Source organism: Paractinoplanes durhamensis (genome assembly GCF_016862175.1).
Lineage (GTDB): Bacteria > Actinomycetota > Actinomycetes > Mycobacteriales > Micromonosporaceae > Actinoplanes > Actinoplanes durhamensis.
Window position 1 is genome coordinate 166,134 of sequence record NZ_BOML01000005.1, and the last position, 23,609, is coordinate 189,742.

The window sequence follows — 23,609 nt, forward strand, 5'->3', positions numbered from 1 at the left end:
CTCGCCCGGATCACTCGCCCGGATCACTGCGGCGCGGCTGGGGTACGCCGTTCGGCCGGCGGATGCCGCCCGGCGCGCCGAACAGGTGGCCACGCGGCGGAACCCAGTCCCGGAACTGGCCCAGGCGACGTGGCACGGCGATGAGCTCGCCGTCCCCGGCGCCGCGCTGCTCGCGCAGGTAGGCCACCACCCGGGCGGCGGCCACGCCACCGTCCTCGGCGATGCCCAGCAGCATGCGGCGCGTCTCGGCGGCATCCTGGTCGTCCTGGTCGAAGCCGGGCAACTCGCCCGCCGACCGGCGCAACAGGGCGGCCACACCGGCCAGGGCCTGCATCGCGTCACATGCATCCCGCTCCGCGTCGGACAGGCTCGTCACGCGTCTCCCCCTCACCAACACGATCGGGGGCGGCCCAAGGCGGGCCTTTCCCAACACGTGCCACGCGAAAATGTATTCGGCCCACTACGTAGCGTCCATCCGTAACGCGCAATCCCTGTCCAGTTAGCGCTCAGTTCGTCCCCCGACGGCATGATCGTCCGTTTCCGCCCCATGGTCACGATGGGCACAACGGGGTAAGACGAAAGGGACTCAAGTTCCTGGAGGGACGACATGACCGACGAACTTCGCCCGCCGCTCGAGGAGAGCGACGCGGTGGCGGACGCGATCGAGGACGACGTGGCGGTGGACGCCTTCATCACCGGCGGCGGTACCGACCGGGACAATCCGGAGTTTCTGCCGCCGGGCCAGGAGCCGGCCTGGCGCACCGGGGCCGACCAGCCCTGGGATCCGGAGGATCTGGCCGTCGCCGAGGGCCGCGACCCCACCCCGGAGAACGTGGCCCGGGCCCGCAAGGAACTCGAGGAGGACGGCCCCGCGGCCATCGAGCGAACCGTTCCCTAGCGCCTGTTCTAAGAGGGGGGCCGTAGCCCGTCTCCCCTCTTGAAACAGGCGCTGATTCGGTACAACCCAACCGGCCGGTTTCCCGTCTAGTGGGGAGACTCGGACGGGAGCGGGGATGGATGACCGAACGGATGCGGCGTACCTGGGGTACGTCCACGGCCGGATACCGGCGCTGCGGCGGATCGCGTACCTGCTGAGCGGCGACGAACATCAGGCCGACGACCTGGTGCAGGAGACGATCACCAAGCTGTACGCGCGGTGGCCGCGGATCTCCGCGGTCGAGAACGTCGACGCGTACGTGCATTCCATGATGGTGCGCGCCTTTCTGGACGAGAAGCGGCGCGGCTGGTGGCGGGTCGGGCTGTGGGGCGCCGGGCCGGACCGCGCCGCCTCCGGTCCGGCGCACGCCGCCGCCGATGACCGCACCGTGCTGCGGGCCGCGCTGGCCAGGGTGCCGCGCCGCCAGCAGGCGGTCCTCGTGCTGCGCTTCCTCTGCGATCGCCCGGTGGCCGAGGTGGCCGAGATCCTGGGCTGCTCGGAGGGCACGGTCAAGAGCCAGACCTCGCACGGCCTCAACGCCCTGCGCAAGATCCTCGGCGAGCCGCTGCCCGCCGGCCACGACAAGGGCGGGAGGCGGTCATGAACGACGACGACTACGGCACGAGCCTGCTCGAGCCGCTGCGCGGCGAGCCGGGCGGCCTGCCCGCGATCGACGTGCCGAAGGCGATGCGCGACGGCCGCCGGATGCGCCGCCGCTGGTGGGTGGGCGGTTCGGGACTGCTCGCGGCGGCCTCGGCCGCCCTGGTCGGCGGCAGCCTGCTGCTGGCACCGGCCACCGACGGCACCCCGGATCCGGGGCCGAGCCTGCCGCCCGACCCGGTCGTGCCGGCCGCCTGCACGCTGACGCAGCTGCCCCGCGGCGGTCACCGGAGTGTCGAGGTCTACGGCACCGACGCCGCCGGCCGGTGGCAGGTGGGCATCGTCGACCCGGTCTCCGGCGGAGCCCAGTCACCGGTGGTGATCTGGCACGACGGCAAGATCGTCGAGCAGGCGGTGGCGCCGGTGAAGCAAACCGTCCTCTACGACATCAACGCGTCGGGCGTCGCGGTCGGCTACAGCCAGTCCGGCACGCACTACCCCTACGTCTATCAGAACGGCGAGTTCCGCCGGCTCAAGGGCGGCGCCGGCGAGGCCTCGAAGATCAACGACGACGGCCTGATCGTGGGCAAGCTGTTCCAGAAGGGCGGCATCGGCGTCCCGGTCCGCTGGCGGTCGGCCGACGCCGAGCCGGAGCCGCTGACCGTCCCGCCCGGTTCGGGGCGCAGCGAGCCGAAATCGCCCGGAGCCAAGTACCTCTACGGCTTCTTCGACCTGGCCGAGGACGGCACGATCCTGGGGATCCAGACGGACATCGACGGGCGGAGCTTCCTCTGGATGCCGGACGGCACGGTGCACGACATCGGGAAGCCGCCGGGGACGACGGGCATCGACGGCCGGTTCGGCCCGACGGCGCTGCGCTTCGGCTGGGTCTACGGCCGGTTCACGGCGCTGACCACGCTCAACGGCCACGGGGTCGGAAGCCCGAACTCTCCGGATTCGGCCATGTACCGCTACGAGCCGCACAGCGGCACCTGGCAGAAGTTACCCGGCGCCGCGACGACCGGCGGTTCCGGGCCGCAGGTCATCATCGGCGCCACGGTCGTCGAGCTGCCGACGGATCCGGCGCTGGTGCAGGCCGGTCAGGGCACCTTCGACGTGGCGGCGGTCAGTGCGGACGGGCGCACCGTGGCCGGTAACGCCCTCAGCAACCGCTCCGATCCGGCCGTGCCGTTCCAGCCGCTCATCTGGCGCTGCGAATAGCCACCGTCCGGCCGGTGGTGACCGCCTCCTGGGCGGCCTCCAGGACGGCGGTCACCACGGTGCCGAAGCGGATGTCCAGCTCGGATTTCGGGCCGCCGGCCGCCGCGGCGAGCAGCTGGTCGATCGCCCGGGTCAGTGCCTCGGTCGGCAGCCACTCGGCCTCGGGCGCCACCCGGAAGCCGGCCTCACCGGCGAACACGGTCTCCTCGCGTTCCGCGGCCGGGGCGGCGTCGACGGTCAGGGTGAGGCTGCTGATCGCACCGTCGGCGTGCCGCAGCAGCAGGTGGGTCATGTCGTGCGGGCCGGCCATCGCGGCCGCCTCGGTGACCGGGCCGAGCACCGGCAGCAGCGCGGCGACCGCGTGCGGGCCGACGTCCCACAGGCCGCCGCTCTCCTTGCGCCACGGCGACGCGCCGAACGGGTTGTCCCCGACGAAGATCGAGCCGAGGTGGTCGACCCGGGCCTCCCGCCAGCCGCCGGTCGCGGCCGCCTCGGCCAGGAACTCGGCGACCGGGGGCATCAGCCGCCGGGTGAAGAACACCACCGACGCCAGGTCGCGCTCGGCGACCGCGTCGGCGATCTCCTGCGCCTCGGCCGCGGTGAACGCCACCGGCTTGTCGAGCAGCAGATGCTTGCCGGCCTTGGCGGCGCGCAGCGCGAGCGGCGCCTGCACGTCCGGCGGCAACGCGATCGCCACCGCGTCGACGTCGGCGAGAAGCTCCTCGATCTCGGCGTACGCCCGGGCGCCGTGCAATGCGGCAAGCTCGGCCGCCTTGTCGGGATTGCGGCCCCAGACCCCGACAAGCTCGACATCCGGGTGTTCCGCCAACGCGGGCGCGTGCGCCTGATGGGCCCAGGGTCCCGTGCCGAATAGTCCGAAGCGCATGCCACGACCTGCCTCTCTAGCTGCTAGAACGCAAGCTATCCGCCCGCTGGTTTATCCCGCAAACCGAGATCAGTACGCTGGCCGGGTGAACGGTCCCCTGTCGGTCGCGACGATCGTCGTCGCCCTCGTGCTGGCGGCGTGGCTCCTGCTGCGCGCCGCACTCAACCGTGCGCCCAGCCGCTTCGACCTGCTGGCCACCGCCGTGCTCGGCGCGCTGGTCGCGGTGCTCGTCCTGGTCGCCGTGGTCGGCCTCTTCGGAGACCACCGGCCGTCCGATACACCTACCTTCGGCGGCTACCTGATCACTACGATCGCGTTCGCCCCCACCGCCATCTACCTGGCCCGGATGGAGCCGACCCGATGGGGCAACCTGATCCTCGGCGTCGCCTGTCTGGTGCTGCCGGTCCTCGTGCTGCGGCTGCAGCAGATTGCGTCGGTGACCGTTGCCTGACTCTCCCGCCCGCACCCGCCCGGTCGACGCCGCGCTGCACACCGGCCTGGGCCGGGTGCTGCTGTTCATCTACGGCGTCTTCGCCCTGTCGGCGAGCGCCCGCGCCCTCGTGCAGATCCTCTCGAAGTTCGACGAGGCGCCGCTCGCCTACCTGCTGTCCGCGCTGGCCGGCGTGGTCTACATCGCGGCCACCGTCGGCCTCGCGATCGGCGGCGAGCGCGGCCGGCGGATCGCCCTGGTCAGCTGCAGCATCGAGCTGATCGGCGTACTCGTGGTCGGCACCCTGAGCGTCGCCGACGCGGTCGCCTTCCCGGACGACACCGTGTGGTCGCGGTTCGGCAGCGGCTACGGCTACGTCCCGCTCGTGCTCCCGTTCTTCGGCCTCGGGTGGATCTGGAAACACCGCCCCACTCAGCCGGAAACCCGCGACGACAACGCCTAGATCTGTCCCAGCCAGGACACGATCGCGGCCCGCAGCGCTTCGAGCTCGGTCCGTCCCTGAGCGATCAAGCCGATCACCTCGTCGAGGAGCTCGCGCGCGGCCGGGACGGCCTCGGCCGATCGGCCCCGCCGTCCCTTCATCCCGATAATCAGGTAGCGCACGGTCAGCGTGTCGGCGTGGGTCGCGCCGAGCACGCGCCGATAGTCGCCGAGCAGGCGTTCCATTTCGGAGAGTGCCTCGGCGCCCTCGCCGGCCGCTTCCAACCCGGCACAGAGCTCGATTCCTACCTCGAGAACCTCCGGATCGTCCGGACCGAGCACCCGTCCGAGGCCGTCGAGCAGCAGTCGCAATTCCGCGACGGCGGCCACCGGGTTGTCCGGTCCGAGGGTCTCGACGAGGGCGATCCGGGTGTTGAGCGTGTCGCGGTGGTCACCGCCGAGCACGCGTTCGTAGTCGTCGATCAACCTGCGCAGACCGGCGACCGCCTCGTCGTGGTCGCCGGTCTCGTCCTGCCAGTGGGCAACCGCGTGCCGGGTGGCCAGCGTGTTCGGATGATCCGCACCGAGCAGCTGCTCCCTCGTCCGCAACAGGTCCCGTAGCCCGGCCAGCGCCGCAACGGCGTCGCCGGCCCGGCCGACTGCCCAGCAGAGGTTGTTCCGGATCGTCAGGCTGTCGGCGTGCTCGGGCCCCAGTCGCTCGATCGCGATCGGCAGGAGCCGTTCCCAATACCGCACGGCGGCCGACAACAGGCCCTGGCGCGGGAGACTGTTGCCGGCGAGGAGCAGGAGCTGGTGAAGCTTGCCGTCCCACAGCGCTCCCCCCGCGTGCTCGATCAGCGCCTCGACGTTGGCCCGCAGCAGGTCGACGAGCCCGAGGTCGCCTTCGACGTCCGGCCAGATCTCCAGAAGTGCGTCCGCCGCGCACACCGCCGCTCCCGCGATACGGTCGGCCGGCCCGGACTCCCGGACGCTCCGTTGGAGCAATTGGTGCACCACAACGGCCCGGCGCTCGTCGTCGAGCCGGCCGAGGCTGAGAACCTCGAGGTTGGCCAGGCCGTCCCAGGAGTCGTCGGCGGTGGTCGCCCGGCCACGGCGGTCGGTGAGCATCTTCTGCACGGGGGCGGCGGTGAACATGCCGGCCGGGATGCCGTTGGGGCTGAGCACCGCCGCCAGTTCGAGCAGGGGCAGGGCCGCACCGGACGGGTCGCGCTCGTTCGCTCTCTCGATCGAGAGCGCGAACGTCGATGTCAGGGTGGCCGCGTAGTCGTCGGGCCGAAGCCTCGTCTGGAGCTCGTCGAGCCGGCGTGCCCGGAACCGCCGCAGATACTCGTCGCAGGTCAGATGCCGGTCCATGAGGTACGCCGCGGCCTGCGCGAGGGCGAGCGGAAGGTGACCCAGCTCGTCGGCCAGCCGATCGACAGCGTGCGGATCATGGAGCCCCGGACCGAGCTTCTCACTCAGGTAGCGATGTGACTCCGCCGGCTCGAACGGGCCGACCGGCAGGATGGTGCGGTGATGCCCGGCCAGGGCGGCCTCACGGCTCCGGGTGGTCACCACGGCGTTGCCGTTGCCGGCCGGTGGCCACAACCCACTCAGGTCGGCCGGGTCCTGGAGGTCGTCGAGCACGATCAGCCACCGGAGGCCGTCCGGCTCGGACAGCGCGGCCAGGAACAGGTCGGCGGCGGCCGGTGCGTCCGTCTCCTCGATGCCGAGAAGCGCCGCCGCATCGGCGTACCCGGCGATGATCTTCTCGCGCGAGGTCGCCGTGACCCAGACGACGATCTCGACCTGGTAGTCGGCCCAGGACCGCCGAGCCAACTCGGCCGCGAGCTGCGTCTTGCCCACTCCGCCGAGCCCGTTGAGCACGAAGAGGTGACCGGGGCGGAAGGCGTCGTCGAGGTCGGTGGCGACCCGCCGATGCTGGTGCGCGCCGGCCAACGAGGGCGGCCGCCCACCGACCCACTGCTGTCGGCCGGTCTCCCGGGCTTCGTCGCGGAGCATCCGGCGCAGATCCCGCAGCCACGGGTCGAGGTCGGGCTCGCCGGGAAACTTCGCGTAGCGGTGGCACGCGGCCACCACCGCTCGCACGAAGGCTTGGTCGACGGCCCGCCCGGTGGACAATTTGTCATGAATTGTCGCGTGTGGATAACCATCACCCGCGGCCCGGGTCAGTTTTTCGATCGCTCGATAGGGTGGTGTACCGCAATCCACCCGCCACTGCCGGAGCTTTGCGGCATACGCTTGGCGTGCGCTCAGCGGCGCATCTTCGACACGGGTGGCCATAGACAGAATGTGACCACTTAACCTCGCTCCGTGTCGACAGGTGGCCGCGTTCGGATCTGTCCGGATGTCTTAAACGGACATCAAACGGCACCCGATGCGGCCGCCGTCAGGTGTCGGCCTCGACGGTATGCGGGACGAAGTAGCTCTGGTCCTTTGTTACCAGGCCGTCGGTGCCCAGGCCCTCGCGGATGCCCATGCCGGCCGGCTCGCCGTCGATCAGCCAGGAGCCGATCACCGGGTGGACGGTGCCCTCCAAGCCGTCGAACGACGGGAGCTCGCACAGCTCCTGGACCACGAACAGGCCGTCCGACCCGTACTCGGAAGGGTTTTCGGTGATTGTCCGGCCGTCGCCGACCAGCGTTACCGAACCGCCCTCCCGGCCCCACACCGGTTTTTTCGCGTAGCTCTTCAGCGTGGCCGCTCCGGCGGAGCCGGCGAAGTAGGCCGGGAGCAGGTATTTGCTGCGCTCCGGGTCGTCACCGAACAGCTTCCACAGGACCGGCAGCAGGGCCTTGTTGCCGAGGAGAGCGGCCTTGTAGGGCGGCTCGATCCAGACCGTGCCGTGCTTCGTCGGGTCGGCCATGTTGCGGAAGAAGCCCTTGCCGCCCTCTTCCGTCCAGAACCATTCCCACGGGTAGAGCATGAAGATGATGTCGATCGGCTGGGATTTGTCCTCCCGGCCGGGCTCGGGCACGAAGAGCACGCGGTCGCCGGCGACGTCCCAGCCGATCTGGCTCATCGCGATCAGCTCGACCGGGTAGCCGGCCTCCTCCGCGGTCGACATGAGATAGGCGACGTTCATCCGGTCCTCGCCGGTCGTCTCGCTCGTCTCGTACGCAAAGAAGATCTTCGGTTTTTCCGGGAGCCAGGTGCGGGCCTCGCGCAGCTTGTCGATGTTGCGCCGCCACGCGCCGGGGTTGGCCGGCTCGCCGTCGGCCGCCTCCCAGCCGACCAGGCGGTCGTGCAGGGAGTTCCACTGGCGCCACGGGTGCTGGGTCACGCCGGTCTGGTCGACCCAGTGCCACTGGATGACCGCGCTCTCCACCAGCGACGTCGGCGTCTGCCCGTTCAGCTCGAGCATCTTGGGAGTGGAGCCGGCCCCGTTGTACCAAAGATCGAAGCGGGCGTAGATGCTCGGCGAGTAGTCCGGCGTCTGCATCGGCAACCGCATGTCGGGGTCTTTGTCGTAGTGCGTCCACGTGTCGGCGTCGCCGTCGAACCAGGTGCGGATGATCTGCTCGTGGGTGAACTCGGGGATCCCGATCTTGGCGAGGAAGCAGCTCTGCGGGTTGCAGACCGAGTTGAAGAAGCCGTCGCGGCGGCCCTGCACGGTGTGCCGCGGGCACTGCTTGACCATCCAGTCGCCGGCCTCGAGGCACATCGCGAACAGGGTCGAGGTGGCCGACTCCAGCTCCTCGATCTCGGCCGCGGTGAAGTCGTAATACGGCCCCTCCTGCCAGTACGAGATCATCGTCCCGTCGGGCAACTCGGTGTCGTTGTAGGTCAGTCCGAGACTGTAATTGGTGAGTTTCCACCCGTCTCGGACCGGACCATACGGAACTCGGCGCACGATCAGCTACCAGACTTGCTCGAGGATTTTCCGGAGGACTTGCTGGTGCCGCTGCCACCCTTGCCGACGACGCTGGTCTTGACCGTGCCGTTGCCGATCTTGCCGGAGGACGGCAGGCCGAACGCGGACCGGGACGCCTTGTCGTTGTAGGCGAACTTGGTGCCCCCGGACGGCAGCCTGCTGCCGACCGAGTAGCCGCGGCCGTAGGACGGCGAGTGCCAGATGTAATAGGGGTAGATGCCGCCCGACGAGTGGTAGTGGTCGTCGTCGCAGTAGTCCTCGTCGACGATCACGCCATTCTGGTCGGCGCAGTAGAAGCCCTCGTCCTGGTAGCGGTTGCCGCTGTCGCAGGCCGCCGCGCCGCCCGCCGCCAGCAACATGAAGGTGCTGGTCAGCGAGACACTGCGGGAGGTCATGCGTCTATTCATCATCTCTTTGTAGCGCCCCTCAGCAAACTAATCCCGAGGGCCACCGGCCACGTAGATGACCTGACCGGAGACGAACCCGGCGCCCTCGCTGACGAGGAAGGATACGGTGTTCGCGACGTCTTCGGGACGACCTGAACGGCCCACCGGGATCTGACCGATGGCGGCCTTCTCGAAATCGGCGAAATCGACCCCGACCCGGGCGGCGGTGGCGGCGGTCATGTCGGTGACGATGAAGCCGGGGGCGACCGCGTTGGCGGTGATGCCGTAGCGGCCGAGCTCGATCGCGAGGGTCTTGGTGAAGCCCTGCAGACCGGCCTTGGCCGCCGAGTAGTTGGCCTGACCGCGGTTGCCCAGCGCCGAGGTGCTGGAGAGGCTGACGATCCGGCCCCAGCCCGCGTCCACCATGTGCTTCTGCACGGCCCGGCTGAACAGGAACGCGCCGCGCAGGTGGACCGCCATCACGGTCTCCCAGTCGTCCTCGCTCATCTTGAACAGCAGGTTGTCGCGCAGCACGCCGGCGTTGTTGACCAGCACGGTCGGCGCACCCAGCTCGGCCACCACCCGCTCGGTGGCCGCCGCGACCTGCACCGGGTCGGAGACGTCGGCCCCGACCGCCAGGGCGGTGCCGCCGGCGTCGTGGATCGCGGTCACGGTGTTGGCGCAGGCACCCTCGTCGAGGTCGACGACGGCGACGGCGAGCCCGTCGGCGGCGAGCTTGCGGGCGGTGGCCTCACCGATCCCTCGCGCGGCTCCGGTGACGATGGCTACCCGGGTGGGTGCGGACTGCGACATTGCGGCCTCCACTGATCTACCGACGGCCGACTGTAACCCGGCTCACGAGCAGCGCCGCAGCCGGATCCACCGATAGCCATACCCGGCGACCGGAACCTGGTCGAACTTGCCCAGGTCAGGATATTTCTGGTCGGCCAGCACGTCGGTCGGGGAATCGGCGTCGGCATAGACGGAGCTGAGGTCGACGACCGCATCATTTGTGCACAGGTTGTGCACAAACATCATCGTACCGGTGGCGTCGTCCGCGCGGTGCACCAGGACGCCCTCGGGAACCGGCACATCCACGTGGGCGCAGGCGCCGGCGCCGACCTCGGGGGCCTCCCGGAGGGTCCGGATCATCCGCTCGAACCAGGAGAGCAGCGACTTCGGGTCGGCCCGCTGATCCGACGCGTTGACCTTGCGATAGTCGAACTCGCCGGTGCTGACCACCGGGCGGATCAGCTTCTCGCTGTCGGCGGTGGAGAAGCCGGCGTTGGCCAGCAGGTTCCACTGCATCGGCGTCCGGATCGCGTTGCGCCCCTCCAGCCGCAGGTCGTCGCCCATGCCGAGCTCCTCGCCGTAGCGCACCACCGGGGTGCCGCGCAGGCTGAACTGCAGCGAGTAGGCCAGCTCGAGCCGCCGCCGGTCGCCGCCCAGCATCGGGGCCAGCCGCCGCCGGATTCCCCGCCCGTACAGCTGCATGTCCTCGTCCGGGCCGAACTCGGCGAAGACCAGGTTGCGCTGGTCGGCGGTGAGCCGGGACAGGTCGATCTCGTCGTGGTTGCGCAGGAACGTGGCCCACTGGCCGCCCGGCGGCAGCTTCGGCGTCTCGCGCAGCGCCGCGATGATCGACTCCGGGTTCTGCCGGGCCAGCGCCAGGATCAGCTGACCGTTGAGCATGAAGTCGAACAGCATGTGGATGCGGTTGTTCGAGCCACCGCCATCGCCGAAGAACGTCACCAGTTGGTCCGGCTCGACGTTCGCCTCGGCCAGCAGGACCGCGTCACCCTTGCGCCACTGGACGTACTGCCGCAGGTCGGTCAGGTAGTCCATGTCCTTGGGCGAATTCGGGTTACCCGGCTCGGTCTCCTCGATGATGAACGGCACCGCGTCCATCCGGAACCCGGCCACCCCGAGCTGCAGCCAGAACGCGCAGATCTTCTTGATCTCCTCGCGGACCGCCGGGTTCTTGATGTTGAGGTCGGGCTGGAACTTGTAGAAGCGGTGGTAATACCAGAGCTTCGCGGTGCGGTCGTAGGACCACGTCTCGCCCTGCTCGCCGGGGAAAACCATGCCCTGGTGCCGGTCGGAGGGCGCGCTGTCGGCCCAGACATACCAGTCGCGGTACGGCGAATCCGGTGACGACCGGGCCGACTGGAACCACGGGTGCTGGTCGGAGGTGTGGTTCACGACCAGGTCGATGATCACCTTGATGCCGAGGTTGCCCGCCTCGTGCAGCAGCTGGGCGAAGTCGCCGAGGGTGCCGAGCCGCGGGTCGACGTTGTAGAAGTCCTCCACGTCATACCCGTCGTCGCGGCCGGGGGTCGGATGGATCGGGTTGAGCCACAGACAGGTGACACCGAGGCGGGCCAGGTAGTCCAGCCGGCCGATCAGGCCACGGATGTCACCGACACCGTCGGCGTTGGAATCGGCGAACGTGTCGATGTCGAGGCAGTAGACGACGGCCTTCTGGTACCACCGGTCACTCATGCCCCCTTACTTGTCCCCGCCATCGGGGCCCGAAACCGCCTGTCGATTTCGGCAGCGACGACGAACGCGGCGGCCGGCACGATCACGAGCACCGCCCACTGCACCGGGCTGATCAGCATGATCGCCTCGGGGTGGCCCATGTTGTGCCGGACGAAGCCGTCGAACCCGAGCCGGATCAGGGGGAAGACCGCGAGCACCGGAACCCCGAAGGCGATCACCCGGCCGCGGATGGCGGGATCCAGGCGGGCGACCCCGATCAGCGTCAGCACCGCGGCCGCACCGAACAGCGGCACCCGCAGGTTCAAGGGCGCCATGCCCTGGGCGATCAGCACCACCCCGGCCGCCACCACGAACGGCCACCCTCGGGGGATGGCACGCCGGGCGGACACCGCGGCGGCGATCAGTACGACGGTCGCGGCCACGAAGATCCAGTACGCGTTCAGGACCTGGGCGGGAGTGTCCAAGTAGTACCGGAACGGGGCGACGATCTCGCCGGCCAGCCCGGCCGCCGCGCCCGTCACACCGAGCAGCCGGATGCCCAGCACGGCACCGGTCAGCGCGACCGCCCAGCCGAGGAGCCGGACCATGTCGACCCCGTAGAACGGGGAGATGTCGTAACCCGGCCACCGCACCATCGACAGGATCGCCATCGCGAACCGCCGGACGGCCATCGCCAACAGCAGAAGCGAGCCGAAGAACTGCACCGCGTACGCCGCATGCCGCCACCGCTCGTCCCGGAACCCGGCGAACGTCTCCCGGAACCTGGCGCCGAGGGCGGCCCGCACGAGATCGGCGGTCACGGCCGGACCGGTGCGGCCGTCGGCCAGCAGGACGCCGAGCATCTCCTCGCCGTACTCGGCCCGGTGGTCCTTGGGGTAGAGCGCGATCAGGCGACGGAAGCGTTTCTCCGGCGTGGTCATGAGGTGGCTCCCCCGAGCTCGATCCGGCGGATGCGCAGGCGGCGCTCCGCGATGGTGGCCTGTGTGCGCAGGCGGGCGGTCTCGGCGGTCAGGCTCCGCTCGCCGGTCGCGGTGAGCCGGTAGTAGCGCCGCAGGCGGGACTGGACGATCTCCTCGCGGTCGGCCTCGATCAGCCCCTCGGTGCGCAGCCGGTCGAGCGCCGCGTAGAGCGTGCCGGCCCGCAACCGGACCCGGCCGCCGGTCATCCCGGCGATGTCCTCGATCACCGCGTAGCCGTGCTGCGGCCCGCCGGCGAGGGCGGTGAGGACCAGGAAGGTCGGCTCGCGCATCGGTCCGTCGGTCACGTCGGCAGCATATACCGATGATCGGTATATGAGAACGGTTGAGAGCAGCGGAGTCGGGTAGACATGAGCGATGGCAGAAAGCGATCTGGGGCAGCTGAGCGGGCTCACCGGCTGGGTCGCGTCGGTGATCGAGTCACTCGGCGAGGTGGGCGTCGGCCTGCTCGTCGCGCTGGAAAATCTGGTGCCGCCGATCCCGAGCGAGATCGTGCTGTCGCTGGCCGGCTACCTCGCCGCCGAGGGCCGGGTGAACCTGGTCCTGGTGCTGATCGCGGCGACCGCCGGCTCGGTCGGCGGCGCGGTGATCCTGTACTGGCTCGGCCGGGCGCTCGGCGAGGAGCGGCTGCGGCGATGGCTCGACCGGATCCCGCTGGTCGACGCGACGGACCTGGACAAGGCGGATCGGTGGTTCGAGAAGCACGAGCGGAATGCCGTGCTCTTCGGGCGCTGCGCCCCGGTCGTACGCTCGCTGGTCTCGATCCCGGCCGGCGCCAATCGCATGCCGCTCGGGCAGTTCGTGGTGTTCACCACGATCGGCAGCGGGGTGTGGAACGCGCTGTTCGTTCTGGCCGGCTACCTGCTCGGCGAGCGCTGGCAGAACGTCGAGCAGTACAGCCACTGGTTCGACTACGGGGTCGGCGCGATCTTCGCCGGCACCGTCATCTGGTGGGTCGTGAAGAAGACGCGCGGCCGCAAGGAAGCGGCCGCGCGCCCCGTCAACCGTGACTAGAACCCTGCACTGATCTTCGTGAAGGCCCAGTCGGCCTGCGCGATACCCGAGCAGTTGGAGACCACGCCGCCCCCGGCGCAGCCTCGGTCCCGGTTGACCGCCCAGAAGGTGAACCGCGCGAAGCCCTTGCTCTTGGCGTAGTCGCGGATCCGCGTCCAGGTGTCGGTGGAGGTCAGCTCCTGCTGGTCGGACAGACCGTTCATGCCGGAGATGCCCATGTGGCTGTAGGCCTGCGCGTCGGTGTAGCCGAACGTGGTCTTGAGCAGGTTCTTCAGCGCCTCGGACGAGTTCACCGTGTTGCCGTACATGTCGGCGCCGCCGCCGAAGTCGAACGGCATCTGGGTGAAGATGTCGATGTTCGCGCCGAGCGCCTTGGCCTGCTGCACGAGCCGGGTGCCGTAGTAGGTCGGGCCGGTCGTCGCGGTGCCGAAGGTGAGGATCGTCTTCACCGACGGGTTGTTCTGCTTGATGATCTTCAGAGCGCCGAGAACCCGGTCCTGCACCGCGGTGTTCTCGAACTCGTCGGTGTTCTCGATGTCGATGTCGATCGACTTGAGCGCGAACGCGTCGATGATCTTCTGGTACGCGCCGGCCAGCGCCGCGGTGGTGGTGCAGTTCGGGCCGAGCTTGTTACCGCTGTAGCCGCCGACCGACGGGACGATGTCCGCGCCGGCCGCCTTGATCTGCGCGATGTAGCTGGCGTGCACGCCGCCGGTCAGGCCGGTCTCGCCGTCCCAGGCCGGGTTGCAGCCGTTGCTGGCGAGCACGAACGCCATGGTGAACGCCTTGATGCCGGTCGCGCTGGTGACCGTCGACGGCGCCGGCGGGTTGCCCCAGCCCGGGTAGACGTACGGCGACGAGGCCATCTTGGTGCCGGTCGACGGCGGGGTCGTGGTCGGGCCGGTGGTCGGCGGCGTGGTCGGCGTGGTCGTGCCGCCACAGGCGCCGTTGTCGGCCCACACGTCCCACTGGCCCGAGTGGGTGGCCGGCGACTCGTTCTGGGTCCACCACTTGGCGGTGTAGTTGTGGCCGCTCTGCGAAGCGCTGTTGCCGCCGACGTAGACGGCGCTCGAGGACCAGGCGGCGGCACAGGCGGTGGCCGCGTTCGACATGGTCATGGGGATGATCGCAGCGGACAGGCCGGTGGCGGCCACCGCGCCGAGGACCAGCAGTTTTCTGCCGAGTTTCACGGGGACTCCAGTTTTCAGGGGAGTGTGGAGAGGTGCGGCTTGACGGTGTTGGCGAACGAGTTGCCGTTGGTGACATCCCAGTTGATCGACCAGGTCATGGCGCCCCGAATGCCGGGATAGGTGGCCGGCGGCTTGAAACTTCCGCAGTTGGTGCCGCGGGCCAGGCAGTCGAGGGCGGCGTTGACGTTGGCCGGTGACTGGTAGCCGCCGCCGGCCGCGCTGGTCGACGCGGGCAGACCGAGGGCGACCTGGTCGGGGCGCAGGCCGTTCTGGGTCTGGATGCAGGCCAGCGCGGTCAGGAAGTTGACGTTGCCCGGCGAGTACGCGTTCATCTGGTCGCAGCCGAGCATCGCGCCGGAGTTGTAGTACTGGGTGTGCACCACGGTGAGGATGTCCTTGATGGACAGGGCCAGCGCGAAGTACGACGAACCGGTGCTCTGCATGTCGATGGTCTGCGGCGCCATCGTGATGATCAGGTTGGCCCCGGCCTTGGCCCGCAGGCTGCGCAGCGCGGAGGCCATGTAGGTCGAGTTGAGGCCGTTCTCCAGGTCGATGTCGACGCCGTCGAAGCCGTACGTCGTCATCAGGGTGTAGACCGAGTTGGCGAAGTTGGTGGCGGCGGTCGAGTCGGCGACGCTGACCGTGCCCTTCTCCCCGCCGACCGAGATGATCACCTTTTTGCCGCGCGAGTGCAGGGTGGCGATGTCGGCCTTGAACTGGGCGTCGGTGTAGCCGCCGACCTGCGCCGCGAGGCCGGAGTCGAGGGTGAAGGTGACTGCGCCGGGGGTGCCGCTCGCGTCGGCGAAGGCCACCGCGATCAGGTCGTAGCTGGTCGGGACGGCGGCGAGCTTGAGGGCGGCCGCGCCGTTGTAGAAGTTCTGCCAGTAGCCGGTGAGGAAGTGGGCCGGCAGCGTGCCATTCCCAGGGGGCGTCGTCGTGGGCGCGGTGGTCGGCGGAGTTGTGGTGGGGGCCGTGGTCGGCGGAGTCGTCGTGGGCGTCGACGTTCCGCAGGTGCCGTTGTCGGCCCACACGTCCCACTGGCCGGAGTGGGTGGCCGGGGATTCGTTCTGGGTCCACCACTTGGCGGTGTAGTTGTGGCCGTTCTGCGACGCGCTGTTGCCACCGACGTAGACCTGGGTGGAACTCCACGCGGAGGTGCAGGCGACGGCCGCGCCGGCCGTGCCGGAGAAGTAGACCGCCGCGCCGCCGGCGACCAGCGCCGCCACGGTCGCGAGGACCACCGATCTGGAGCGCTTCATCGCCGTCCCTCCACGTAGTCCTGTGATATGCGTCAATCTTTAGGACTGTTAACAATAAAGTCCAGAGGGGCGGACGTTAAAGAACCTTAAATCTTTCGCACCTTTTGCAGACATGCGAACAGGGCCGAACGCGCAGGTCAGCGCGTTCGACCCATCGACCCTGGTGACTACTTGCGGAACTGGATCCAGTTGACGTTGACGAAGTCGTTCGGCTGCCCACTGGTGAAGGTCAGGTAGACCGTGTGGGTGCCGGTGACCGCGGAGACGTTGCCCGGGATCGACGTCCAGGACTGCCACCCGCCCGTGCTCGCCAGCGCGAAGCTGCCGATCGGCGCGTTCGAGCGGCTGTCCAGGCGGACCTCGACCAGGCCGCTGATCCCGGTGCCCGCACCGGAGGCGACCCGGGCGACGAAGTCCTTCACCCCGCCGCTGCCGAAGTTGACGTTGTTGAACTGGGCCCAGTCGCCGTTCGCGATGGATCCGATGTCCTGGCCGCCCTCGGAGCAGGTCTCGGCGATCACGCCGGACTGCGCGTTGAACGACTCGGCCTCGATCTTGGCGAAGGCGTCCCGGGTGGTGCCGCTGGTCGGCGCCGTGGTGGGCGACGTGGTCGGCGGAGTGGTCGTCGTGCCGCCCGAGGACTGGTAGACGGCCACGTAGTCGACGGTCATCGGCACGCCGGACTGCGTCGCCGACGTGGGGCCGCCGCCGAACGCGGCCGGGAAGCCGCCGCCGATCGCCACGTTGAGGATCACGAACATGCCGTGCTGGGTGGCGTTGTTCCAGGTGGTCGCGTCGATCTGGGACGAGTTGAGGGTGAAGTAGTTGACGCCGTCCAGATACCACCGCATCTGCTCGGGCGAGACGCTGCGGTCGTACTCCACCGCGTACGTGTGCATCGCGGTCTGGCAGCCGGAGCAGGCCTTCTCACCGCTGGTGAGGCCGGTGGTCTCGTTGCAGACACCGCCCGGGTTGGTGCCGCAGTGCAGGGCCGCAAAGACCGAGGACCGGCCGTTGATGTCCTCCATGATGTCCCACTCGCCGATGCTCGGCCAGTTGCTCGCACCCACCGGGCGGGCGGCCGCGCCGAGCGCCCAGAACGCCGGCCAGTAGCCGGCCGCCGCGGCGCCGCTCACGTTCGGCTGCTGCAGTCGCGCCTCGATCCGCACCTTGCCACCGGCCGGCGCCGCGAAGTCGGTGCGCTGTGTCTCGACCCGCCCGGACGTCCAGTTGCCGGCCGAGTCCCGGATCGGCTTGATCACCAGGTTGCCGCTGCCGTCCTGGTAGACGTTGCTGGTCGAGTCGGTCATCGTCTCGATCTCGCCGGTGCCCCAGTTGGCCGCGCCGCCCGCGTATCCGGTGCCGATGTCGTAGAGCCAGTTCGTGCGGTTCAGGCCGGTGCCGGCCGCGCCGGTGAAGTCGTCGCTGAAGACGGTGGTCATGCCGGACGGGGCGGCGGGGACGGCCGCGTTGGCATCCATCGTGAAGACGGCGGTCGCGGCGACCGCGACGGTGGCGGTCGCGATCGCGAGGAGACCGCGGAGTCTCTTCCGGGAACGGGACATGGGTTGCGCCTTTCCGCAGGGGGGTCGGTTTGGCGGGAGTCGGAGCGCTGTGAGAGCGCTCTCAGCAGATTTCACGCTTGTTACGGGGAGGTTGTCAATATTGGCGATCATTGATTGCCCGTTTTGACCGCGGCGGTTTTCGGGCGCCGCAGGACGGCGTGCTCCAAGGCGGTCCACGACGTCGAGGTGACCAGGTAGAGGGCGCCGGCCAGGGGCATCCAGGCGACCACCGCGACCGTGAAATAGGGCATCGCCTTCAGGAACTTCGGGGCTTCGGCCGGCATCCGGCGGGCCGACCAACGAGCGATGAGGACGGCGATGGCGAGCAACGCGGCGAAGATCGGCAGGCCGGCCATCAGGTGGGCGGTCAGTGGGATGCCGAAGACCGCGCCGGCCGGGGCGGTCATCGCCACCCGGTACATGATCATGAAGAACGGAGCCTGGGCCAGAGCGGGCAGGAGTGCGGCGAACGGGTTGATGCCGTTCGCCCGCTGCAGGGCCAGGGTTTCGGTGGCCAGCACCATCGGGTCGCTGCCGTGCTTCTCGCGCAGCTTCTCGATCTGCGGGTTGAGGGCGGCACGACGGCGTTCACCGCGGACCTGCAGGTAGGTGATCGGGCTGATCAGCAGCCGGATCAGCAGGGTGAAGACGATGATCGCGGCGGCCGTGGCGAGGTTTCCGGCCAGCGGGGTGAGCAGGGTGGCGAGGGCTTCGATGGCGGAGTGAGCGGCGCCGACCACGGCCCCGAAAGCGTGCGAAACAGACATGGTGCGACCCCTTGCGGTCCGAAGAGACGAGAACGCAGAGGCGGCAGAAAGGCGAGTATCCGAAAGCTCAAGATCAAGATGGACGGGGTCGACCCACGAACGACACCCACGCGCGGGTTCGACCAACCCGCGATCGAGCCGCGATCGCGGCATCGGAGCGCGGGTTCGGCCGATCCACGATCCAGCCGCGAGTGCGACGCCGGAACGCGGGGCGGCCGGGTGGGGGTTTGGGCGCAACCACGCACGCACGTCGCCGTGGTGGGGTGAGTGGTTTGGACGCGTCAGCGGCCAGCTCGCCCCGCCGCGGTCCCGGCGGGAGCGACGGTCTGTACCCACCACCCCGGCACGACAGCTGGATCTTGATGTTGATGTTGCCCGGAAAAAGAGCCTTACGCTGCCGCGGGACTCATGGCGGGGGCTCGGGAGCGCGGGCGACCGGGTGCGTCCGGGTCGGCCAGGCGAGGGCGGGTCGCGATGCGGGCTCGGCGGGCGAAAGCGAAGGTCGCGGGCGCCATGATCGCTGCCAGCGCCGGAAGCGCGGTGGTGGCGACCAGGAGAATGGCGGCGGCGACCAGCGCCAGGCCGAGGACGAGCTGCGTCGGCGCCCCGAAGGTGGTGGGGTCGAGAAGGGCCCAGAAACCCTCGAGCAGCATGGGCGAAGCTTAGCTCCGTTCCGCAACGGGTAACGGGGGCGCATGGATGCGGCTTCCGGTGGTACGACGATCTCCGACGAGATGGCCCAGGAGGCCGAGGCGCAGGACCTTCTCACGCTCGGCGTGGAGGAGGAATACCTCCTGGTCGACGCGGTCGAACCGCGCGGCGTGGAGGCGGTCGAGGACGTTCTCGACCACATCCCGGCCGAGTACGCCGAAGCGGTGCAGCACGAATATCTGCGCACCCAGATCGAGGTGGCCAGCCCGCCGCAATTGCACCTCGCGACCCTCTACGAAGCCATGAAGGAACTCCGCGGCGTGGTGTCCGGCGCGGCCGAGCAGGCCGGCGTGCGCCTCGTCGCGGTCGGCACCGGACCGGCGGCCGGGCCCGTCGCCCGGCTCGTCGACCGGCCGCGCTACCACCGGATGCGGGAGCGTTTCGGTGACCTCTCCCCCGGTCAGGGCATGTGCGGCACGCACGTGCACGTCAGCATCCCGGACCCGGAGAGCGGCATCCACGTGCTGAACCACCTGCGGCCGTGGCTTCCGGTCTTCCAGGCCGCCACCGCGAACTCGCCGCTGGCCGACGGACGCGACACCGGCTACGCGAGCTGGCGCTCGATGCTCTGGGAGCGCTGGCCGACGGTCGGCCCGACGCCGCACCTCGAATCGCCCGAGCACTACGAGACGCTGGTCGCCGACCTGCGGGCGAGCGGCGCCATGCTCGACGAGGGCATGCTCTATTGGTATGCCCGGCTCTCCGCGAGCTACCCCACCGTGGAGATCCGGATGGGCGACGTGATGCCCAGCCTGGACGACGCGATGCTGCTGGCCGCCCTGGCCCGGGGCCTGGTGGCGACGCTGCTGCGGAACATCCGCGAGGGCGCCCCGGCGCCGGACGTGCCGCATCCGCTGCTGATGGCCGCGCACTGGCGGGCCGCCCGGGACGGGCTCGAGGGTCAGCTGCTCGACCTGGCCACCCGGGAACCGCGGCCGGCCTGGCGCCTGATGCGGCAGCTCTTCGACTACGTCCGGCCCGAGCTGGAGCGGCACGGCGACCTGGAGATGACCACCGTCCTGATGGGACGGCTGCGGTCGCACGGCACCGGCGCCGCCCGGCAGCGCGCGATCCTCAACCGGGACGGCACGGTCGCCGACGTGGTCGACTGGCTGGCCCGGGCCACCCGCGGCGGAAGTGACCCCGAGGACGCCACCGCGACGTAAGTTGGACCGCGTGAAGCTCGTCGTGATCGGCGGTGACGCGGCCGGCATGTCGGCGGCGTCGCAGGCCCGCAAGCGCCTCGGCCCTGACCAGCTGGAGATCGTCGCGTTCGAGCGGGGGCATTTCACCTCCTACTCGGCGTGCGGCATCCCCTACTGGATCGGCGGCGCGGTCACCGAGCGGGCGAAGCTGATCGCCCGCACGCCCGAGGTGCACCGCGAGGCCGGCATCGACGTCCGGTTGCGGCACGAGGTGGTCACCATCGACCCGGATCGACGGCTGGTCATCGCGCGCGATCTCGCCGGCGGCGGCGAGGTCCGGGAAAACTTCGACCACTTGATGTACGCGACGGGAGCGACCCCGGTCATCCCCGAGTGGGCCGGCGTCACCGCGTCCGGCGTGTTCGGCGTGCAGACCCTGGACGACGGCGCCGCCATTCAGGAGTGGCTGGCGAGCGACCCGGCGCCGCGCACCGCGGTGGTGATCGGCGGCGGCTACATCGGCGTGGAGATGGCCGAGGCGCTGCTGAAACGCGGTCTCGACGTCACCCTGCTGGAGAAGTCGGCGCAGCCGATGGGCAAGACGGTCGACCCGGATGTCGGCGAGCTGGTCGCCGAGGCGATCCGCGGCCAGGGCATCAAGGTGGTCACCGAGGCGCACGTGGACTCGCTGGAGACCGAGGGCGGCCGGGTGCGGGCGGTGGTCACCCCGGGCGGTTCGCTGCCGGCCGACATCGTGGTGATGGGCTTGGGGGTACGCCCGAACACCGCGCTCGCCACCGCCGCCGGCCTGCCGGTCGGACCCACCGGTGGCCTGCGCACCGACCGGCGGATGCGGGTCGAGGGCACCGACGGCATCTGGGCGGCCGGCGACTGTGTGGAGTCCCGGCACCTGATCACCGGGGAACCGGTGCACGTGCCGCTCGGCACCCACGCCAACAAGCAGGGCCGGGTGGCCGGCATCAACCTGGCCGGCGGCTACGCCACGTTCCCGGGGGTGATCGGCACCGCGGTGACCAAGGTCTGCGAGCTCGAGGTGGCCCGGACCGGCCTCACCGAGAAGGAGGCGGCGCGGGCCGGGTTCGCCTATGTGACCGCCCGGGTCGAGTCGACCAGCCGGGCCGGCTACTACCCGGGCGCCAGCAAGATGATGATCAAGCTGATCGCCGAGCGTCGCACCGGGACACTGCTCGGCGCGCAGATCGTCGGCAAGGCCGAGGCGGCCAAGCGGATCGACGCGCTCGCCGTCGCGGTGTGGAACCGGATGACCGTGGAGGAGATGACGGCGCTCGACCTCAGCTACGCGCCGCCGTTCGCCCCGGTGTGGGACCCGGTGCTGATCGCGGCGCGCAAGGCGACCGACGCGGTGCACAAGGCGATGTAGGCCGACTTGGTCGATTTTGTGTTTTCGGGGTCACAGAGCGCCAGCAGGCGTTACTACGCGCCGTAAATACGGAATCACCGATCTGGTATCGCGCTCGATCTTGCAACACGGTAGGCATGCAGCATGTCGCCGCAATCCCTCACGTACCCGAGTTCGGCGTCCGGCGACGTCGCCGAGCCGGGCGGCCGACACCGCCGCGCCGAGTCCCTTGAGGACGCCCGGCCGCGCGTCACCTACGACCTGCCGCCACGGGTTGCCGCTTCGCGCAGCGGGCGGCACCAGCGTGTCGCTCCAGCCCAGCGCAACGTGCTGGATCAACTGACCGCGCTGAGTGCCATGGGGCCGCGCAACACCCGGTCCGCCCGGCACCGCAACGAGCGGCCGGTCACCGGCAGCCACCGCGCCCCCGGCACCCTGCCGATCGAGTCCTGGCTGCTGATGGGCAAGAAGCGGCAGCAGGTGCTGCTCGCCGCCCTGGTCGCGGCCGGCCTGCTGCTGGTCGCGGTGCCCGGCGGCGGAAACAACGACAACAGCATCGACGCGGTGAACGCCGCCGCCCAGCGGGCGGCCGGCACGCACGCCGCGCAGAAGACCAAGCCCGGCGGCGGCTCGGACTCGTCCGGGCAGAAGGACGACTCCGCCGACGGCAAGGCCGCCGACCCGGCGGCGTCCGCCCCGGCGCCGACCGCGTCCACCACCGCCGACACCCCGGTGCAGGCCACCGAGGCCAAGCACACCGGGCCGGGCAACTCGCTGCTGGTCACCGGCACCACCGCGGTCGCGCTCACCTTCGACGACGGGCCGGACCCGGCGCAGACGCCGCGCATCCTGGCCCTGCTGGACCAGTACCAGATCAAGGCGACCTTCTGCCTGGTCGGCCAGCAGGTGCAGAAGCACCCCGAGATCGTGCGACAGATCGTGGCCGCGGGGCACACGCTCTGCAACCACACCTGGAGTCACAGCCTCACTATCGGTAAGGACAAGCCGACGCAGATCCAGGCGGACCTGGCCCGCACCAACGCCGCGATCGAGGCGGCGGTGCCCGGTGCGGCCGTCCCGTTCTTCCGGGCGCCCGGCGGCAACTTCACCGACCGGCTGGTCGGCGTGGCCGCGGCCGACGGGATGACCTCGCTCTACTGGCAGGTCGACCCGCAGGACTGGGACCACAGGGTGGGCGAGACCGACGACGCGCACATCGCCCGGGTGATCGCCGAGGTCAAGAAGCACGTGAAGCCCGGCTCGATCGTGCTGTCGCACGACTTCAACCAGCCGGACACCATCGCGGCGTACCAGAAGCTGCTGCCCTGGCTGAAGGAGAACTTCACCCTCGGCATCCCCGGTCAGCCCGCGCCGGTCACGTCCGCGCCGACCACCGAGCCCACCCCCGCCGAGACGCCGGCCACCCCCGACCCCTCGGCCTCCACGGTTCCGTCCGCCGCCCCTCAGGCCTGACAGACCCCGCACCAGTAGAGGTTGCGGCCGGCCAGCGGGCCGCGGCTCACCGCGGTGCCGCAGACCAGGCACGGCTGACCGGGACGGCGGTAGACGTACACCTCGCCGCCGTGCCGGTCGACCCGCGGTGCCCGGCGCATCGCCTCCGGCGTGTGCGCGGTGTGCACGGTGTCGATCCGGCCGCGCGCCACGCCCTCCTTCATCAGCGCCCGCAGGTCGGCCCAGAGCGCGTCCCAGCCCTCGGCACCGACCAGGCGCCCCGCCGTGGTCGGCGCCAGCCCGGCCCGGAACAGCACCTCGTTCGCGTAGATCAGGCCGCAGCCGGCCACGATCGACTGATCCATCAGCAGCGCGAAGATCGGCTTGGTGCTGGTGCCGATCTTCCGGAACGCGGCGGCCGGGTCGGCGTCGTCGCGCAGCGGGTCGGCGCCCAGCCGGTCGCGCAGCCGCTGCGCCTGCAGCGGATCGAACACCTCGCACGCGGTCGGGCCGCGCAGCTCCAGCCAGTGCCGGTCGCCGGCCAGCCGCATCCGGATCTGCCCGACCGGCTCCGGCACGGGCCGCTCGCCGTCCGCGAACTTTCCGTAAAGTCCCAGGTGGACGTGCACGCTGAGATCGCCGTCGTAGTGATGCAACAGATGCTTGCCGTACGCCTCGGTGTCGCGCAGCGTGCGCCCGTCGACAAGGGCGGCGCCGGCCGTGAAGCGTCCCTGCGGACTGCTGACCGAGAGCGGCTGCCCGGCGAAGAGCTCCCGATGCCGGGCGGCGAGTCGATGAATCGTGTGTCCCTCTGGCACGAGGGGCAACGCTATCCGTTCTGCCCAGAGGG

Annotated in this window: 24 protein-coding genes; 9 read left to right on the forward strand and 15 right to left on the reverse strand. The window is 70.1% G+C overall.

Annotated elements, in window-relative coordinates:
- Positions 1–10: 10 nt before the first annotated feature.
- Positions 11–376 carry a hypothetical protein gene (locus tag Adu01nite_RS02690; protein ID WP_239132085.1) on the reverse strand — a complete coding sequence of 122 codons (366 nt, stop codon included), beginning with the start codon at positions 374–376 and terminating at the stop codon, positions 11–13.
- Between the two features lie 231 nt (positions 377–607).
- Between Adu01nite_RS02690 and Adu01nite_RS02695 the strand changes: the two genes are divergently transcribed.
- From Adu01nite_RS02695 to Adu01nite_RS02705, 3 genes are all read left to right on the forward strand, one after another.
- Positions 608–898, forward strand: a complete 291-nt coding sequence (locus Adu01nite_RS02695) for a hypothetical protein (protein ID WP_203724587.1) — start codon at positions 608–610, stop codon at positions 896–898.
- A 115-nt stretch (positions 899–1,013) separates the two neighbouring features.
- A complete protein-coding gene (locus Adu01nite_RS02700; RefSeq protein ID WP_203724588.1) occupies positions 1,014–1,541 on the forward strand; it encodes a SigE family RNA polymerase sigma factor in 528 nt (175 codons plus the stop codon).
- Positions 1,538–2,758: a hypothetical protein gene (locus tag Adu01nite_RS02705; RefSeq protein ID WP_203724589.1), complete on the forward strand. Its 1,221-nt coding sequence runs from the start codon at positions 1,538–1,540 to the stop codon at positions 2,756–2,758. The genes Adu01nite_RS02700 and Adu01nite_RS02705 overlap by 4 nt, the downstream gene beginning before the upstream one ends.
- On the opposite strand, the gene Adu01nite_RS02710 is transcribed toward Adu01nite_RS02705, so the two are convergent.
- Complete coding sequence (locus Adu01nite_RS02710; protein WP_203724590.1) at positions 2,739–3,644, reverse strand: Gfo/Idh/MocA family protein; 906 nt, start codon at positions 3,642–3,644, stop codon at positions 2,739–2,741. The two genes, Adu01nite_RS02705 and Adu01nite_RS02710, sit on opposite strands and share 20 nt — an antisense overlap.
- A gap of 85 nt (positions 3,645–3,729) precedes the next feature.
- Between Adu01nite_RS02710 and Adu01nite_RS02715 the strand changes: the two genes are divergently transcribed.
- Positions 3,730–4,095 carry a hypothetical protein gene (locus Adu01nite_RS02715; RefSeq protein WP_203724591.1) on the forward strand — a complete coding sequence of 122 codons (366 nt, stop codon included), beginning with the start codon at positions 3,730–3,732 and terminating at the stop codon, positions 4,093–4,095.
- Positions 4,088–4,537 carry a hypothetical protein gene (locus Adu01nite_RS02720; protein ID WP_203724592.1) on the forward strand — a complete coding sequence of 150 codons (450 nt, stop codon included), beginning with the start codon at positions 4,088–4,090 and terminating at the stop codon, positions 4,535–4,537. The genes Adu01nite_RS02715 and Adu01nite_RS02720 overlap by 8 nt, the downstream gene beginning before the upstream one ends.
- Here Adu01nite_RS02720 and Adu01nite_RS02725 read toward each other — a convergent pair.
- From Adu01nite_RS02725 to Adu01nite_RS02755, 7 genes are all read right to left on the reverse strand, one after another.
- Complete coding sequence (locus tag Adu01nite_RS02725) at positions 4,534–6,624, reverse strand: tetratricopeptide repeat protein (protein WP_203724593.1); 2,091 nt, start codon at positions 6,622–6,624, stop codon at positions 4,534–4,536. The genes Adu01nite_RS02720 and Adu01nite_RS02725 overlap by 4 nt on opposite strands.
- Before the next feature lie 301 nt (positions 6,625–6,925).
- The gene (locus Adu01nite_RS02730) at positions 6,926–8,389 is read right to left on the reverse strand and encodes a glutathionylspermidine synthase family protein (RefSeq protein WP_203724594.1); all 1,464 of its coding nucleotides are present in this window, start codon (positions 8,387–8,389) and stop codon (positions 6,926–6,928) included.
- A gap of 2 nt (positions 8,390–8,391) precedes the next feature.
- Positions 8,392–8,805 (reverse strand): hypothetical protein, encoded by a 414-nt coding sequence (locus tag Adu01nite_RS02735; protein ID WP_239132086.1) that lies wholly within the window; start codon positions 8,803–8,805, stop codon positions 8,392–8,394.
- A gap of 39 nt (positions 8,806–8,844) precedes the next feature.
- The gene (fabG, locus tag Adu01nite_RS02740; RefSeq protein ID WP_203724596.1) at positions 8,845–9,609 is read right to left on the reverse strand and encodes a 3-oxoacyl-ACP reductase FabG; all 765 of its coding nucleotides are present in this window, start codon (positions 9,607–9,609) and stop codon (positions 8,845–8,847) included.
- A gap of 42 nt (positions 9,610–9,651) precedes the next feature.
- Positions 9,652–11,298 carry an alpha-amylase family protein gene (locus Adu01nite_RS02745; protein ID WP_203724597.1) on the reverse strand — a complete coding sequence of 549 codons (1,647 nt, stop codon included), beginning with the start codon at positions 11,296–11,298 and terminating at the stop codon, positions 9,652–9,654.
- On the reverse strand, positions 11,295–12,218 hold the full coding sequence (locus Adu01nite_RS02750) for a hypothetical protein (protein WP_203724598.1): 924 nt from the start codon (positions 12,216–12,218) through the stop codon (positions 11,295–11,297). The genes Adu01nite_RS02745 and Adu01nite_RS02750 overlap by 4 nt, the downstream gene beginning before the upstream one ends.
- On the reverse strand, positions 12,215–12,562 hold the full coding sequence (locus tag Adu01nite_RS02755; protein WP_239132087.1) for a PadR family transcriptional regulator: 348 nt from the start codon (positions 12,560–12,562) through the stop codon (positions 12,215–12,217). The genes Adu01nite_RS02750 and Adu01nite_RS02755 overlap by 4 nt, the downstream gene beginning before the upstream one ends.
- Positions 12,563–12,632: 70 nt before the next feature.
- Between Adu01nite_RS02755 and Adu01nite_RS02760 the strand changes: the two genes are divergently transcribed.
- Positions 12,633–13,289: a DedA family protein gene (locus tag Adu01nite_RS02760; protein WP_203724599.1), complete on the forward strand. Its 657-nt coding sequence runs from the start codon at positions 12,633–12,635 to the stop codon at positions 13,287–13,289.
- Here the strand turns inward: Adu01nite_RS02760 and Adu01nite_RS02765 are convergent.
- The 5 genes from Adu01nite_RS02765 to Adu01nite_RS02785 form a co-directional block, all read right to left on the reverse strand.
- Entirely contained in the window at positions 13,286–14,479 is a 1,194-nt protein-coding gene (locus Adu01nite_RS02765) for a chitinase (protein WP_203724600.1), read from the reverse strand. The genes Adu01nite_RS02760 and Adu01nite_RS02765 overlap by 4 nt on opposite strands.
- Positions 14,480–14,493: 14 nt before the next feature.
- Positions 14,494–15,738: a chitinase gene (locus tag Adu01nite_RS02770; protein ID WP_203724601.1), complete on the reverse strand. Its 1,245-nt coding sequence runs from the start codon at positions 15,736–15,738 to the stop codon at positions 14,494–14,496.
- Between the two features lie 167 nt (positions 15,739–15,905).
- The gene (locus tag Adu01nite_RS02775) at positions 15,906–17,303 is read right to left on the reverse strand and encodes a carbohydrate-binding protein (RefSeq protein ID WP_203724602.1); all 1,398 of its coding nucleotides are present in this window, start codon (positions 17,301–17,303) and stop codon (positions 15,906–15,908) included.
- A 107-nt stretch (positions 17,304–17,410) separates the two neighbouring features.
- Entirely contained in the window at positions 17,411–18,070 is a 660-nt protein-coding gene (locus tag Adu01nite_RS02780; RefSeq protein ID WP_203724603.1) for a YidC/Oxa1 family membrane protein insertase, read from the reverse strand.
- A gap of 389 nt (positions 18,071–18,459) precedes the next feature.
- Entirely contained in the window at positions 18,460–18,723 is a 264-nt protein-coding gene (locus tag Adu01nite_RS02785; RefSeq protein ID WP_203724604.1) for a DUF6412 domain-containing protein, read from the reverse strand.
- Positions 18,724–18,765: 42 nt separating this feature from the next.
- On the opposite strand from Adu01nite_RS02785, the gene Adu01nite_RS02790 reads away from it, so the two are divergent.
- The 3 genes from Adu01nite_RS02790 (at position 18,766) to Adu01nite_RS02800 (ending at position 22,780) form a co-directional block, all read left to right on the forward strand.
- Positions 18,766–19,947: a carboxylate-amine ligase gene (locus tag Adu01nite_RS02790; RefSeq protein ID WP_203724605.1), complete on the forward strand. Its 1,182-nt coding sequence runs from the start codon at positions 18,766–18,768 to the stop codon at positions 19,945–19,947.
- A gap of 10 nt (positions 19,948–19,957) precedes the next feature.
- On the forward strand, positions 19,958–21,328 hold the full coding sequence (locus tag Adu01nite_RS02795; protein ID WP_203724606.1) for an FAD-dependent oxidoreductase: 1,371 nt from the start codon (positions 19,958–19,960) through the stop codon (positions 21,326–21,328).
- 123 nt (positions 21,329–21,451) lie between these two features.
- A complete protein-coding gene (locus Adu01nite_RS02800; RefSeq protein ID WP_239132088.1) occupies positions 21,452–22,780 on the forward strand; it encodes a polysaccharide deacetylase family protein in 1,329 nt (442 codons plus the stop codon).
- Here Adu01nite_RS02800 and Adu01nite_RS02805 read toward each other — a convergent pair.
- Positions 22,771–23,577 (reverse strand): Fpg/Nei family DNA glycosylase, encoded by an 807-nt coding sequence (locus Adu01nite_RS02805; RefSeq protein ID WP_203724607.1) that lies wholly within the window; start codon positions 23,575–23,577, stop codon positions 22,771–22,773. The genes Adu01nite_RS02800 and Adu01nite_RS02805 overlap by 10 nt on opposite strands.
- Positions 23,578–23,609: the final 32 nt, after the last annotated feature.

What these genes read in the sequence shown, in the direction of transcription:
- Adu01nite_RS02745 (WP_203724597.1), bottom strand. Translation starts at nt 11,298, where the DNA reads ATGAGTGACCGGTGGTACCAGAAGGCCGTCGTCTACTGCCTCGACATC.
- Adu01nite_RS02800 (WP_239132088.1), top strand. Translation starts at nt 21,452, where the DNA reads ATGTCGCCGCAATCCCTCACGTACCCGAGTTCGGCGTCCGGCGACGTC.
- Adu01nite_RS02735 (WP_239132086.1), bottom strand. Translation starts at nt 8,805, where the DNA reads ATGACCTCCCGCAGTGTCTCGCTGACCAGCACCTTCATGTTGCTGGCG.
- fabG (WP_203724596.1), bottom strand. Translation starts at nt 9,609, where the DNA reads ATGTCGCAGTCCGCACCCACCCGGGTAGCCATCGTCACCGGAGCCGCG.
- Adu01nite_RS02700 (WP_203724588.1), top strand. Translation starts at nt 1,014, where the DNA reads ATGGATGACCGAACGGATGCGGCGTACCTGGGGTACGTCCACGGCCGG.
- Adu01nite_RS02705 (WP_203724589.1), top strand. Translation starts at nt 1,538, where the DNA reads ATGAACGACGACGACTACGGCACGAGCCTGCTCGAGCCGCTGCGCGGC.
- Adu01nite_RS02780 (WP_203724603.1), bottom strand. Translation starts at nt 18,070, where the DNA reads ATGTCTGTTTCGCACGCTTTCGGGGCCGTGGTCGGCGCCGCTCACTCC.
- Adu01nite_RS02785 (WP_203724604.1), bottom strand. Translation starts at nt 18,723, where the DNA reads ATGCTGCTCGAGGGTTTCTGGGCCCTTCTCGACCCCACCACCTTCGGG.
- Adu01nite_RS02770 (WP_203724601.1), bottom strand. Translation starts at nt 15,738, where the DNA reads ATGAAGCGCTCCAGATCGGTGGTCCTCGCGACCGTGGCGGCGCTGGTC.
- Adu01nite_RS02710 (WP_203724590.1), bottom strand. Translation starts at nt 3,644, where the DNA reads ATGCGCTTCGGACTATTCGGCACGGGACCCTGGGCCCATCAGGCGCAC.
- Adu01nite_RS02750 (WP_203724598.1), bottom strand. Translation starts at nt 12,218, where the DNA reads ATGACCACGCCGGAGAAACGCTTCCGTCGCCTGATCGCGCTCTACCCC.
- Adu01nite_RS02760 (WP_203724599.1), top strand. Translation starts at nt 12,633, where the DNA reads ATGGCAGAAAGCGATCTGGGGCAGCTGAGCGGGCTCACCGGCTGGGTC.
- Adu01nite_RS02790 (WP_203724605.1), top strand. Translation starts at nt 18,766, where the DNA reads ATGGATGCGGCTTCCGGTGGTACGACGATCTCCGACGAGATGGCCCAG.
- Adu01nite_RS02695 (WP_203724587.1), top strand. Translation starts at nt 608, where the DNA reads ATGACCGACGAACTTCGCCCGCCGCTCGAGGAGAGCGACGCGGTGGCG.
- Adu01nite_RS02775 (WP_203724602.1), bottom strand. Translation starts at nt 17,303, where the DNA reads ATGTCCCGTTCCCGGAAGAGACTCCGCGGTCTCCTCGCGATCGCGACC.